13 protein-coding genes and 1 pseudogene are annotated in these 14339 nt (G+C 40.8%); 12 read left to right on the top strand and 2 right to left on the bottom strand.

Annotation, left to right across the window (positions count from 1 at the left end):
* Positions 1-6: 6 nt before the first annotated feature.
* From dltA to sufB, 10 genes are all read left to right on the top strand, one after another.
* Positions 7-1524: a D-alanine--poly(phosphoribitol) ligase subunit DltA gene (gene dltA / locus DVW06_RS09935; protein ID WP_003128296.1), complete on the top strand. Its 1518-nt coding sequence runs from the start codon at positions 7-9 to the stop codon at positions 1522-1524.
* Entirely contained in the window at positions 1521-2720 is a 1200-nt protein-coding gene (gene dltB, locus DVW06_RS09930) for a D-alanyl-lipoteichoic acid biosynthesis protein DltB (protein ID WP_003128298.1), read from the top strand. The genes dltA and dltB overlap by 4 nt, the downstream gene beginning before the upstream one ends.
* Before the next feature lie 14 nt (positions 2721-2734).
* A complete protein-coding gene (gene dltC / locus DVW06_RS09925) occupies positions 2735-2977 on the top strand; it encodes a D-alanine--poly(phosphoribitol) ligase subunit DltC (protein ID WP_003128300.1) in 243 nt (80 codons plus the stop codon).
* On the top strand, positions 2974-4248 hold the full coding sequence (gene dltD, locus DVW06_RS09920) for a D-alanyl-lipoteichoic acid biosynthesis protein DltD (RefSeq protein WP_137264604.1): 1275 nt from the start codon (positions 2974-2976) through the stop codon (positions 4246-4248). Before dltC ends, dltD begins: the two co-directional genes overlap by 4 nt.
* A 45-nt stretch (positions 4249-4293) precedes the next feature.
* Entirely contained in the window at positions 4294-5556 is a 1263-nt protein-coding gene (locus tag DVW06_RS09915; protein WP_029486352.1) for a serine hydrolase domain-containing protein, read from the top strand.
* Positions 5557-5819: 263 nt separating this feature from the next.
* On the top strand, positions 5820-6593 hold the full coding sequence (gene sufC, locus DVW06_RS09910; protein ID WP_003128303.1) for a Fe-S cluster assembly ATPase SufC: 774 nt from the start codon (positions 5820-5822) through the stop codon (positions 6591-6593).
* Between the two features lie 13 nt (positions 6594-6606).
* Positions 6607-7926, top strand: coding sequence for a Fe-S cluster assembly protein SufD (sufD, locus tag DVW06_RS09905; protein WP_003128304.1), 1320 nt, complete (start codon positions 6607-6609; stop codon positions 7924-7926).
* Positions 7923-9167: a cysteine desulfurase gene (locus DVW06_RS09900; RefSeq protein ID WP_137264603.1), complete on the top strand. Its 1245-nt coding sequence runs from the start codon at positions 7923-7925 to the stop codon at positions 9165-9167. Before sufD ends, DVW06_RS09900 begins: the two co-directional genes overlap by 4 nt.
* Positions 9145-9633, top strand: a complete 489-nt coding sequence (gene sufU / locus DVW06_RS09895) for a Fe-S cluster assembly sulfur transfer protein SufU (RefSeq protein ID WP_003128306.1) — start codon at positions 9145-9147, stop codon at positions 9631-9633. Before DVW06_RS09900 ends, sufU begins: the two co-directional genes overlap by 23 nt.
* 28 nt (positions 9634-9661) lie before the next feature.
* Positions 9662-11053, top strand: a complete 1392-nt coding sequence (sufB, locus tag DVW06_RS09890) for a Fe-S cluster assembly protein SufB (RefSeq protein ID WP_005470231.1) — start codon at positions 9662-9664, stop codon at positions 11051-11053.
* Between the two features lie 97 nt (positions 11054-11150).
* Here sufB and DVW06_RS09885 read toward each other — a convergent pair whose 3' ends face one another.
* Positions 11151-12293: a tyrosine-type recombinase/integrase gene (locus tag DVW06_RS09885; RefSeq protein WP_002295169.1), complete on the bottom strand. Its 1143-nt coding sequence runs from the start codon at positions 12291-12293 to the stop codon at positions 11151-11153.
* 50 nt (positions 12294-12343) lie between these two features.
* Positions 12344-13141 (bottom strand): helix-turn-helix domain-containing protein, encoded by a 798-nt coding sequence (locus DVW06_RS09880; RefSeq protein WP_002295173.1) that lies wholly within the window; start codon positions 13139-13141, stop codon positions 12344-12346.
* Positions 13142-13337: 196 nt separating this feature from the next.
* Here DVW06_RS09880 and DVW06_RS09875 point away from each other — a divergent pair, with 196 nt between their 5' ends.
* Both DVW06_RS09875 and DVW06_RS09870 read left to right on the top strand, forming a co-directional pair.
* Positions 13338-13640, top strand: a complete 303-nt coding sequence (locus DVW06_RS09875; RefSeq protein WP_002299877.1) for a helix-turn-helix domain-containing protein — start codon at positions 13338-13340, stop codon at positions 13638-13640.
* A gap of 157 nt (positions 13641-13797) precedes the next feature.
* Positions 13798-14226 (top strand): annotated as a pseudogene (locus tag DVW06_RS09870) (DNA replication protein DnaD); the annotation flags it as partial.
* Between the last annotated feature and the right edge of the window lie 113 nt (positions 14227-14339).

Raw genomic sequence — 14339 nt, 5'->3', positions numbered from 1 at the left:
ATGTTCATGAACGTGGTAAATATTGTGCAAGCCATTGAAGAATGGGCACAAAAGGATCCAGAGAGGATTGCCTACCGAGAAGATGACCTAACATATACTTATGGACAATTAGCAGCTCGATCCGACCAATTAGCTGCCTATCTCGAGGAAACTCTGGAAACTCGCGGACCGATCGTGGTTTATGGCGAGTTAGAATTTGACATGCTAACAGCCTTTTTGGCAGCTTCCAAAACAGGTCGGGCATATATTCCGATTGAAAGTACCACGCCAAAAGAGCGTATTGAATTGATCCTCTCTGTGGTTACGCCAGATTTGATCATTAGCGTAGCTGACTGGCAAGGTCCGGAAACAATGATTCCAATGCTAGAAATAAATCAATTGGAAGAAATCTATCAAAGTGGGCGCAATTTAGGCACTACAAAAGTACTAGGGAAGGATGATATTTACTACATCATCTTCACATCAGGAACGACCGGCATCCCTAAAGGAGTTCAGATTAGTCATGGAAATTTATTGAGTTTCGTGCAATGGACATTGAAGGATTTTTCTTTACGCGAAGGGATGCATTATTTGGCACAGGCACCGTATTCCTTTGATCTCTCTGTCATGGGGTTATATCCAGCATTGACTTCTGGCGGCTGTTTGGTGCCTTTAAAAAAGGCGGTCATTAATGACTTCAAAACATTGTTTGGAACCTTGCCGCAATTGGCTATCAATGTTTGGATCTCGACACCTTCATTTATGAAACTATGTTTGATGGAAGAGACCTTTGACGGGATGCACGTTCCTCAGTTGGAACGTTTCTTATTCTGTGGGGAAGAACTACCAAAAAAAACCGCTCACGCACTGCTGGAACGTTTTCCAAATGCAAAAATCTACAATACCTATGGACCTACTGAAGCGACTGTTGCCGTATCCGGAGTGCAAATCACTGAAGAATTACTGGAGCAATATGATCGAGTGCCAATTGGGTATGTGAAAGAAGATTCGACGGTTTTTTTTATGGAAGAAGATCAACTAGTTCCTAAAGGGCAAGTAGGTGAGATCATCATTAGTGGTCCTAGCGTGTCAAAAGGGTATCTGAACAATCCCGAGAAAACAAAAGAGGCATTTTTTGTCCATGAAGGGCAACCAGCGTATCGAACCGGCGATAGTGGCAGAATGACGGAAGATGGTTTGTTGCATTATGAAGGGCGTCTTGATTTTCAAGTGAAGTTCCATGGGTATCGAATGGAATTAGAAGAGATCGACCATCATTTAAGCAATAGTTCGTGGGTCAAACAAGCCGTCGTAGTCCCTAAATATCAAGAAAAGAAAGTGGAACAGCTGATTGCTTATGTCGTTCCCGAAACGCACCCCTTCGAGAAAGAGTTCCAACTGACAAAAGCCATCAAATCTTCACTGAGTGAAACAGTGATGGAGTATATGATTCCGCAGCGATTTATCTATGTTGAGCAGTTGCCTCATACGGCAAATGGCAAAATCGACCGCAAATGGCTGACAAATGAGGTGAATCCTTCATGAACCTGCAGCATATGATTCCTTATGCAAATCCCACCTATTTCATTTGGCTAATGGTAGGATTGCTTCCGATGATGCTTGTGCTGCTGTTCAAACAAAAGCGTTGGCAATGGTATCAAACGTTACTCACACTAGTGGTATTGTACGTAAGTTTTGGTGGTGAATATTGGCAACAGGGGCTAGCGCTGATCGGATACGTCGTGTATCAGACATTACTCGTCTATGGCTATTATCAGCATCGCCAACGAGCAAATACTTCAGGCGTCTTTTATGGTGCAGTGGTAGCAGCGATTTTACCATTGGCATTGAGCAAAGTCACCCCTTTCTTTGTTGGACATGCCTCATTGATTTATTTCTTGGGTATCTCTTATCTGACCTTTAAATCAGTGCAAATGATCATGGAGATACGGGATGGACTGATCAAAGAATACCATCCTTGGCGTTATATCCAGTTTCTACTATACTTTCCAACGATTTCTTCGGGTCCGATCGATCGATATCGCCGCTTTGAGAAGGATCTGCTGAATCCGCCGACAAAAGAAGTGTATCTCGATTATTTAAACAAAGGAGTCGCCAAAATCATGCTAGGGCTCCTGTATAAGTTCATTCTTGGTTATTATCTCGGTCAAGTATTACTGCCGATCGTAACCAAAGAAGCCCTGCAAAATGGCTTGTTCTCTTGGGGAATGCTGAGTTATATGTATGTTTATAGTATGTATCTGTTCTTTGATTTTGCTGGCTATAGTTTGTTTGCGATTGGTGTCAGCAACTTCATGGGTTATGATACACCAGCTAACTTCAATAAACCTTTTCTGGCGCCTAATATCAAAGAATTCTGGAATCGTTGGCACATGAGTCTGTCTTTTTGGTTCCGAGACTATGTGTACATGCGTTTAATGTTCACACTGATCAAGAAGAAAGTTTTCAAAAGCCGTATCGTCGCATCCAATGTCGGCTATTTTGCCCTCTTTTTGTTAATGGGCATTTGGCATGGACTTACCTGGTATTACATTTTATACGGGGTATATCATGCGACATTGATTTGCGGAAATGATGCGTGGATCCGTTGGAAGAAAAAACAAGGAAATCTGCCATCGAACAACCTAACCAAAGCGGTGTCCACTGTATTGACCTTCCAAGCAGTTTGCTTTAGTTTTCTGATTTTCTCAGGAATCTTGGACAAATTATTCGTTAAATAAAAGGAGAAAAGAATATGACAACCAAAGAAGCAGTATTAGACATTTTAGAATCAGTTACAGGAAGTGATGAAGTAAAAGAAAACGAAACAATCGATCTTTTTGGTGAAGGATTATTAGATTCATTAGGATCTGTTCAATTGCTGGTTGAACTAGAAGGGCAGTTAGGAATTGAATTTCCCGTATCGGAATTTGACCGGGCAGAGTGGAATACACCAGCAAAAATCATTGAGAAAGTCGACACGCTGCAAAGCCGATGATGAAAAAACGACTACTCACGGCTTTTGGACCGCTTCTTTGTGTGGGGATTCTTGTCGGGGTACTCTTCCTTGGCCCTTGGAAGATCAATAGCTACGATCCGAAAGTCATCGCTCAAGCGGCGACGGCAATGAATGATGTGGTGTTTCGCGGGGATCGTATCAAAAATGAGGCAATAGCAACAGGAAAATATGTCCCATTTTTTGGCTCATCCGAATTAAACCGTGTGAGTGCCACCCATCCTTCCGTATTGTCGCAGAAATATCAACGTTCTTATACGCCATTTTTGATTGGTGCACCTGGCACCCAGTCGCTGACCCAGTACGCCATCATTCAATCAATGGCGAAAGAATTAGCAGGGAAAAAAGCAGTCTTCATCGTTTCCCCTCAATGGTTCGTTCCTAAAGGGTTGAAAGGAGACTATTTCAACCATCATTATTCCGAACAGCATGTGTACGATTGGCTCTCTTCGTTAAAGAAAGTCTCTGACACCGATCAATACTATGCCGAACGTCTCTTAGACTATTCGAAAGTGAAAGAAAATAGCTTGACGGAACAAGTCTTGAATGAAGTGAAATCCGGTAAGATACCGACTGATTGGCAGAAAAAACAGATTGATCTGCAACGATCTATTTTGAAACGGGAAGATGAGCTTTTTAGTGGTCTTGGGTTGGGGCACAACTTGACTGACAAAATCACTGCTGCTGCAAAGAAATTACCTTCTACCTATAATCTCGCTCAAATAGAACAAGTAGCCGATAATGAAGGAAAAGCAGAAACGACTAATAATTCTTTAGGGATCAAGAATTCTTTTTACCAACATAATCTGCAAAGCCGCATAGATAAAATGAAAGGCTCTCAAAAGAAATGGGATTATCGTTTTGGACCAGAATATAGCGACTTTCAACTAGTACTGACAGAATTTGCTCGCAACAATGTGGATGTCTTATTTGTGATTCCGCCCATCAATCAGAAGTGGATGGATTATACCGGCTTGCCGCAAGAGGTGTTGTCCGGTTTTGACAAAAAGATCCGCTACCAGTTAAGAAGCCAGGGCTTCATGAATATCGCTGATTTATCAACGAAGGGCAATCAACCCTATTTCATGGAAGATACGATTCACTTAGGCTGGCGTGGCTGGTTGGCAGCAGATGAATACATTCAGCCATTCTTGGATTCCAAGGTCAAAGAAAAACCGTTGTATGAAATCAACCATTATTTTCTCTCCAAAAATTGGCAGCAAGAGGCACCAAAAGATATTCAGGGGAAATGAAAAAGGAGGACTGTTGGAGAATAGGAATGCTGGAGGCTTCATTCAATGAGTAGACATACGAAAAGACATGCAAAAAGACGCTCAAAAAGACGCTCAAAAAGAAACGTTCAAAAACTATTGCTTGGGATTGATATCCTGGTAATCATTTGTGGTCTCATTGGCATCTACTACTTGTTTTTGCCAACGGAACCAACGGCTGCTTCTGATCATTACAGTGAGCAAGTCGCACATTCCAGTACTGCCAGCAGCTCCTCCTCCAAAAAGGAGCAACCCGCAAACAAGAAACAGGACTTGTTGGATGCGGGGAACTATGACAATCTCATTAGTGACCAAGAAGTCGTCACAGCCGAAGGAGCCAGCTACGATCAGAAAATTCTTTCCAGTGGTTTTATTGGAAGTGCATTGGTTGTAAAAAACGGGAAAGTCCTGCTGCACAAAGGGTACGGATATGCTGACAAAGCAGCTGATGTCAAAAACACCCCGGCAACATTATTCAATATTGGCTCGATGCAAAAAGGATTGACGGCGGTCTTGATCATGCGGGCAATTAAGGAAGGGAAACTATCCTTGACGGATACATTAGCGCGCTTTTATCCGTATATTCCAGGCGCTGCCAAGATTACGATTCAGCAAATGCTGCAGATGGCTTCCGGACTCAAACTTTCAGAAAATCCGCAAGGGCTGGAAGACGTGCAACAGATCCTCGACTGGGATGCCACCCATGCTGTCTTATCCGGAACCCAAGGAACATTCAAATATAGTCCCATCAACTACAATTTACTGGCAGGTATTTTGACAAAAGTATCAGGAAAAAGTTATGATGCGTTGTTAACGGATTTTTTTATCAATAAGAATGGGTTGAAACAATCTTTCTTGTATAAAGCCTTTTTACAGCAGGATCATCCTACGGTCAATTACAAAACGGATGGCGAAGCAGATCCTTACGGGAACCCTAACAATATTTCCTCAGCCAACTTGGCAGCTGAGGTAGGAACTGGAAATCTCTATATGTCAGTTGGCGACTTGTATCGCTATTATGATTTATTATTGAATGGGAAACTGCTGGATAAAGCTTCACTGAAGCAAATGTGGCAACCAGCCGCTGGCGGGTCCTATGCCGCAGGTTTTTATGACAAAGGGACTTATTTTCGGGCTCATGGTGGTAAAGGAGGATTCGAATCGTTTGGGTTGTTTTCTAAAGACAACAAAACCAGCGTGATCCTACTATCCAATCGTGGACGTAAAAGCGACACAGAATTAATGAATCAACTCTATCATCCGCTTGCAAATGTTGATGCTTCTTTTTGATTGCATCATTTTGCTCGTGCAAGCTTAGAGTTTTCAAGTAGGATACCCTCTGTTCCTAAAGACAAAAGCACATGCTTTCGTCGGGGCTGAGGGTGTCTTTTTTTAGTTTCTTTCAAAGGGGATCCTCACAGCAGTTTGTAATGATTCCAATGTATCTCTAGGGGCTAGATTAGAAGAATTTTAAAAAAGTAGGCAATTGCGTTTGAACTTCATTCTCAATTAGTCTAAAATAGTGAGAAAGAAAAGATACTGGAGGGAACAGAATGTCAGTTTTAGAAATCAAAAACCTGCATGTCCAAATTGAAGATAAAAAGATCTTAAAAGGTGTTGATCTTGTTTTAAAAACCGGTGAGATCCATGCCATCATGGGACCTAATGGGACAGGAAAATCTACCTTATCTGCAGCAATTATGGGAAACCCGAATTATGAAGTCACTGAAGGAGAAATCTTGTTCGATGGGGAAAATGTGCTGGAAATGGAAGTGGATGAGCGAGCACGTTTAGGTTTGTTCTTGGCGATGCAATACCCTAGTGAAATTCCAGGAATCACAAATGCTGAATTCATGCGAGCTGCTATCAACGCTAAACGGGATGAAGAGGACAAAATCTCTGTCATGGATTTTCTAAAGAAATTAGATCAAAAAATGGATCTATTGAACATGCCAGAAGAAATGGCAGAACGCTATTTGAATGAAGGTTTCTCTGGCGGGGAAAAGAAACGGAACGAAATCTTGCAATTATTGATGCTAGAACCAACATTTGCGATTTTAGATGAAATCGACTCTGGATTAGACATTGATGCCTTGAAAGTCGTCGCTAAAGGGGTCAATGAAATGCGCGGGGAAGGCTTTGGCGCGCTCATCATTACACACTATCAACGGTTGTTGAATTATATCACTCCTGACGTGGTACATATCATGATGGAAGGTCGCGTGGTAATGACGGGATCTGCTGATTTAGCGAAACGCCTGGAAGCTGAAGGCTATGCTGGAATCAGTAAAGAATTAGGGATCGACTACAAAGAAGAAGAAGCATAAGGAGGCAAGGCAAATGGCAAAATTACAGGATTATCTTGACCAAGTCAACGTGTTTTCAGCGTTGAAAGAAGAACCTGAATGGATGTTGGAACTCCGCCAAGCAGCCCTTGCAAAAGTGGATGAACTCCCGTTTCCAAAAATTGAACGGGTCCGTTATGAACGCTGGCCTTTGTTTAATATCAATGAAGCAGCACTTGTCGGTGAACAAGAATTCTCTGGCGTGATTGATCCAGCGGCAGCAGGATTGGGGGCAGTTCCATCCTTTGATGCAATGGATAGCCATCCAACGGTTGTTCAGTTTGATGAAACAACGGTCTTTGAACAATTACCGCAACATCTAGTGGATCAAGGTGTCATTTTTACGGACTTGTTTACCGCAATGAGAGAAGTACCAGAACTCGTCAATCAATACTATATGACTAAAGCAGTCCCAATGGATGAAGACAAAATGACTGCGGCCCATGCGGCATTTATGAATAGTGGTTTATTTTTATATGTACCCAAGAATGTCATCATTGAAGAACCACTAGAAGCAATCTTCTATCATAATGGCAATAGCCAAGCGCATTTCTTCAAGCATGTCTTGATCGTAGCAGATGAGCACAGTGAATTCAGCTACTTGGAACGTTTCCAAACCAAAGGGGATCAAGCCAAAAAGTTATCTGGAAATATTGTTGTAGAAGTGATCGCCAAAGCAGGGGCTAAAGTCAAATTCTCAGCTATTGATCAATTGGGGGTCAATATCACTACCTATATGAATCGACGAGGCTATGTCTTACGAGACGCTATGGTTGATTGGGCGATTGGTGTCATGAATGACGGCGATGTGATTGCTGACTTTGATTCAGACCTCGTTGGCGAAGGCGCCCATTCTGAAGTAAAAGCTGTTGCTATCAGTGCCGGTCGGCAAACACAAGGGATCGATACGCGAGTGACAAATAAAGCACCACATTCGATCGGCCACATTTTGCAACATGGTGTCATTAGAGAACGCGGCGTCTTGACCTTCAACGGTATCGGACATATTTTAAAAGGAGCCAAAGGTGCCGATGCCCAACAAGAAAGTCGGGTCTTAATGTTGTCTGACCAAGCTCGTGGCGATGCCAATCCGATTCTATTGATTGACGAACATGAAGTTACGGCAGGACATGCTGCCAGTGTGGGTCGTGTCGATCCAGAAGAAATGTACTACTTGATGAGTCGCGGCTTGCGCAAGGAAGAAGCAGAACGCTTAGTGATTCGCGGATTTCTGGGATCTGTCTTAACAGCCATTCCTGTGAAAGAAGTGCAACAAGAACTGGTGGCTGTTATTGAAGGGAAGTTACTTGCATGATCGATGCCCAAAAAGTGAAACAAGCGTTTCCTATCTTGGATCAAGTCGTCAATGATGAGCCATTAGTCTATCTTGATAATGCTGCCACCACCCAAAAGCCGGAAGCCGTTTTGAAGACGATCGCTGCCTATTATCATCAAGACAATGCCAACGTTCACCGTGGCGTTCATACATTGGCGGAACGGGCGACCCATTCTTATGAAGCCGCGCGGGAAAAAGTTCGCCATTTTATTCAGGCCAAAGAAACCGCCGAAGTGTTTTTCACTCGTGGTACGACGACAAGCCTGAATTGGGTAGCCCGCAGTTTTGGGGATCAATTTGTCAATGAAGGTGATGAGATCGTGATCTCTTACATGGAGCACCATTCCAATATCATCCCATGGCAACAACTGGCAAAACGCAAGAAAGCGATTCTGAAATATATCCAATTGACGCCAGAAGGTATCCTTGACATGGATGATGCACGTCAACAGATCACGGATAAAACAGCGGTGGTTGCCATTGCTCATGTCTCAAATGTTCTTGGTGTGATCAATCCAATTGCTGAGTTAACGCAACTAGCCCATCAACACCAAGCCGTGATATTAGTAGATGGCGCCCAAGCAGTTCCCCATATGTCAGTTGATGTCCAATCATTAGATTGTGACTTCTATGCTTTTTCTGGTCATAAAATGTGCGGCCCGACCGGCATTGGTGTCTTATATGGCAAACGTTATTGGTTAGATCAGATGGAGCCAGTGGAATTTGGCGGCGAAATGATTGATTTCGTTCATCTTCAAGAAAGCACGTGGAAAGAATTGCCATGGAAGTTTGAAGCAGGTACTCCAAACATAGCTGGCGCCATCGGGCTAGGGGCAGCGGTAGATTACTTGAGTGAACTTGGGTTAGCGGCCATCCATCAACACGAGGCTGAACTGGTCGCTTATGTTTTGCCAAAATTGCAAGCCATTGATGGACTGACGATTTATGGTCCACAAGAAGCAGCCAAACGAACAGGTGTCATCGCTTTTAACATCGACGGGATTCATCCCCATGATGTAGCGACTGCATTAGACATGGAAGGTGTCGCTGTCCGTGCCGGTCATCATTGTGCACAACCCCTCTTAAACTATTTGCACGTACCGGCAACTGCACGTGCCAGCTTTTACCTGTATAATACAAGAGAGGACGCCGATCGATTGGTTGACGCCATCAAGTTAACAAAGGAGTTTTTCCAACATGGCATTAACGAAATTAGATAATTTATACCGACAAGTCATATTAGATCATTCCAGTCACCCCCATCATCGCGGAACACTAGGAGATTCTACCTATAAAGTTGAATTGAATAATCCCACTTGTGGCGATGTGATTCATTTAGAACTCGCCGTTGAAGGGGAGACCATCAAAGACGTGGCATTTACCGGTGAAGGCTGTTCTATCAGCACTGCCAGTGCTTCAATGATGGGAGATGCAGTGATCGGCAAAACATTGACCGAAGCTGGAGAATTGTCAGGTTTATTTTCTGAATTGGTCCAAGGTCATACTGTTTCTGACAGTGACCGTCTAGGTGATGCTTCAATGCTAGGAGGAGTGGCTAAGTTTCCCGCGCGGATCAAATGTGCCACCCTTGCATGGAAAGCATTGGAAAAAGCGATCGCCGACGATACCCAACAATCAGATGTGGAACACAGACACTCGGAAACCGATGAGCATCAAGTAGAGTAGATTGCAGCAAAACAAAGGAGTGAGAACCATGGGTGTACCCGAATTAGAAGAATATAAATTTGGCTTCCACGATGACGTGCAGCCCGTATTTAGTACCGGTGAAGGCTTGACCGAAGACATCGTCCGTGAAATCTCACGGGTCAAACAAGAACCAGAATGGATGTTGGAATTCCGATTGAAGTCATTAGAAGCCTTCAACAAAATGCCCATGCAAAACTGGGGACCGGATCTGTCCGACATCGATTTCGATGCCATCAAATATTATCAAAAACCTAGCGACAGCCCAGCTCGAGACTGGGATGATGTACCAGAAAAAATCAAAGAAACCTTTGAACGAATCGGAATTCCCGAAGCAGAACGTGCCTATTTAGCCGGGGCTTCGGCACAGTATGAATCAGAAGTCGTTTACCATAACATGAAAGAAGAGTTTGAAAAGTTAGGCATCATCTTTACCGATACCGATTCAGCCTTGAAAGAATACCCAGAGATCTTCAAGCAATACTTTTCAAAATTAGTACCGCCAACCGATAACAAATTGGCTGCACTGAACTCAGCTGTTTGGTCCGGTGGAACCTTTATCTATGTACCAAAAGGCGTCCGCGTTGACGTACCGCTGCAAACCTATTTCCGGATCAATGCCGAAAACACCGGTCAGTTCGAACGAACATTGATTATCGTTGATGAAGGTGCCAGCGTCCACTATGTGGAAGGCTGTACCGCACCAACCTATTCCAGTAATAGTTTGCATGCAGCTATCGTCGAAATTTTCACCTTGAAAGATGCCTACTGCCGTTATACAACCATCCAAAACTGGTCCGACAATGTCTATAACCTCGTAACCAAACGAGCAAAAGCATTGGAAGGTGCCACAGTCGAATGGATCGACGGCAACTTAGGTGCCAAAACAACCATGAAATATCCAAGTGTCTATCTCGATGGCAAAGGCGCCCGCGGTACGATGCTCTCCATTGCATTTGCCGGTGCGAACCAAATCCAAGATACAGGTGCTAAAATGATCCACAACGCACCAAACACTTCCAGCTCCATCGTCTCGAAATCTATTTCAAAAGACGGCGGCGCCGTAAACTATCGTGGACAAGTCACCTTCGGCAAGAAGAGCGCAGGCTCTATCTCTCACATCGAATGTGACACTATCATCATGGATGATCTATCGAAATCCGATACCATTCCATTCAATGAAATCCACAACAGCCAAGTATCATTAGAACACGAAGCAAAAGTCTCAAAAATCTCAGAAGAACAACTCTACTACCTCATGAGCCGCGGCCTATCCGAAAGCGAAGCCACCGAAATGATCGTCATGGGCTTCGTCGAACCATTCACCAAAGAACTACCAATGGAATACGCCGTCGAGCTAAACCGATTGATAAGTTATGAGATGGAAGGGTCTGTTGGATAATAACTATTTCATTGCTCGAAACGTTGATATTAAAGCGTTTCGAGCATTTTTTTATTTGCATTTTAATAGTTGGCTACGTTTTTGGCTACGTTTGGAATTATTCGCCCATAAATTTTGCAAATCGGTCACCTGTTTTCTTAATAGATTGTGGTGTGACATGAGCATAGATATTCATGGTAGTTTTAATATCTTTGTGACCTAATCGTTCTTGTACTTCTTTTATCGAAGCACCACTTTCAAACAATAAGCTACAGTGGGTATGCCTAAATCCATGTGGAGTAATTTGAGGCTCCATCGGTGTCTTTTTGTAAATCCAGTCTAACCAATCGTTTACTACTTGGGGGTAGTACAGCTTGTTTGTGTTTGTAGTGAAAAGAAACTGCTTTGGTGAATTCGTGTTATAGCCATATAAGATCATTATTTTCATTTGTTCTTGTTGCCAAATACGCAGTTGTTTAAGTGTAAAATCATCAAGCTGAATCGTTCTTGATGAATTTTTAGTTTTAGGTACTTGTAGAACTACTTGATTAAACTCGTCTTGAGCGATAGTTTTACCAATTGTTATTGTTTTATTGAAATAGTCTATATCTTCCCATTGAAGCGCCAATGCCTCGCTTTTACGCATTCCTGTATAAGCTAATAAACGGAAAAAAGTGTACAGTTTAACTGAATTATTTTCTTTAGTATTCTTTAAAAATAGTTGTAATTGATCTTTCGTATAAAACTTCAAGGGTTGTTCTTCTTCAATTTTTCTTGGAAGCAATGTTTTAGACATAGGATTATCTTTACAGACTTCCATTGCTACTCCAAATTTAAATATTTGAGCAGTTGTTTTTCTCAAGAAACCATATTGTTTTAATGTTTTGTGCCATTCATTAACCTGTTTTTGACAATAACTAACACTTATTTTATCCAATCGTAATTCCCCAAAAGCAGGTAATATATGGTTCTTGCAAAAACGTTGAGCAACGGCAACGGAAGATGGTTTTACTCTCGTTCTGTAGTTATCAATCCATAATTCATATAACTCTTGAAAAGTTGTAACATTGATTTTAAACTCTTGTTTTTCTTTAAAGTCTACAAGTAGTCTATTAAGTGCTATTTGTGCCTCAGCTTTTGATTTGAATCTTCTACGCTTTGTACGTATATCTTTTCCAGTCTTGGGATCTTTTCCTAAATAAGTTTCAAATCCCCAATATTTTTCGCCATTTTGTAATTTATAACTAAAAAATGTGGCCATTTGATTCTCTCCTTACTTCATGATTGCAGGTAGAGAAGTTATTTGAAGAATCAATTGCTTTTAAATTTATCGTGATTATTAGTTAGAAATTTTGCGACTATACTATTTTTCTCATATGGGAAATTGTATTTTTTGCTAAGATCAGAAATAAATTTTTCTGTTTCAAATTGGTTTTTAGTAATTTTATAAAAGAAATCCTCGACAGATGAATACTGTGAAATATCTTGATAGGCTAAGTCCATTTCGTTTAATAGCTGTTTTGAAGAATCAATCAGTATTTCTTTTTCACCGTATTTGAAATCCCCATTTCTTATCTTATCTTGAAGTCTACTGTTGGCTCTTTTGAAAAATAGCTCTTTAGAGATAGAGTGTTTTTGACTAGCATACTCTTCGATAAGAGGATTGATATCATTAGCAAGTATCTCATTTAGATAAATTTCAAAATCTTTTGAGTAATATTTTGAAAATATATTTTTTATTATAGGATTCAATAACTCATAGTCTTTATCTAGCGAAAACGTATCACTATATCTTTCTTGAATATCATTAAAGACTTTGTGAGGTATCTCTGGGAAGTCCTTAATATATAGCTCATACCCTGAATCTATAAGGTATGAAGCTATGTATTCTTCCAAAGTTCCCCATTTAATCCAGTCTGCACTAGTGTTTCCAATATTTGCAATTGTTAAAAGCCTATTTTTATTGGGTAAAGACACACCTCTAAGCCAATTATTAACGGAACTTATTGGTGTGTCTCCAATTAAATCACCGAATCGTTCTAATGTCAGACCTTTGGATTCGATAATTTTTCTAATACGTTCACTAGTTAACGATAGATTAGGTTTCATAACTAAGCCTCCTTTTTCTGATTTATTGTAACATATATTGCTATCATTTACTAAAATTTATTAAAAATGTTGACAATAGAATTTCTATAAGATATTATAAACTAGTAATTTTTAGTAATTATTTTTTTGTTGCTCATTACTAAAAATTACTATTTAGGTAGAGAAGTTATAGAACAATCAAAAAGGAGAGGTTTTTGTGGAAGCAATAAAATTAATGATCTCAGAAGAGCAGGAGGAAATGTTTCTGAAGCAGTTTTATCAAATTGCTACAAAGGCAATTGAAAAGGCTCAAGAAAATGCGGGTATGACAAGGGAATACCTCAATCAAAAAGAAATGGCAGAATACTTAAATGTGAGCGAAAACTTTTTAAAAAATGCTGTGAGAAACGAAGGTTTACCCGTTGTGGAATTGGGTGCAAGAAAGTTTTATTCGAAAAAGGCAGTTAATGAGTTTATGTTTGCTCGAATGAAGAGAGGTGGAAGTTTTGAAAGAAGATGAATAACAAATCTAGTTTGGAAAGGAATAGCAGTTTGTATAAAAAAAGAGTGCTCCCGATAGTTTGCAGACGAAGGGAAACACTCGATAATGAATAAAGTTCTAAGAAAACTTTATTTGACTATATTTTAACATTCAAATAGGAAGAAGTGTGATTTTTATGGCAGAAAAAAGAATGCTGGCTAAATCATTCTTAAATAATGCAAGTTTTATGAAGATGTCAGATTCAGCAAAATTATTATACGTATATCTGAACACAAACGCAGACGATGACGGAATTGTCGAAGCGTATCCATACATGAAAATGCTCGGAACACCCGATGATGATGTAAAGATACTTTTCACAAAAGGTTTTGTATTTTTTTTAAATGAAGATTTGTTAACATTTCTCCCCCATTGGTTACAAAACCAAAATATACGAATAGATAGGTATAAACCATCTATTTACCGCTTCAAGTTATTGAACTTAAAACCAGAATTTTTCTCAAAATTAAAGCCAGTAAAACTTGATGTGATTTTGAAATCTGGCCAAGTAGAACCGCTAAGAGGCGATTTAATGGAAAAATGGTATCCAGCTGGTATACCAAGCGGTTCTGTTGCAAAGTTTTAAATAAAGAATAAAATTCCTTACGGTATCTATGATTTAAGCTGGGATTCCCAATAATACCTTGATTTCAGTACAGACCGAAAACCCGAAGAGAG

Origin of the sequence: Enterococcus sp. ARL09-542 (genome assembly GCF_005234805.1) — a bacterium.
Lineage (GTDB): Bacteria > Bacillota > Bacilli > Lactobacillales > Enterococcaceae > Enterococcus_D > Enterococcus_D gallinarum.
Note: the sequence above shows the minus strand (reverse complement) of the source record. Positions and strands in the feature narration are given on the sequence as shown.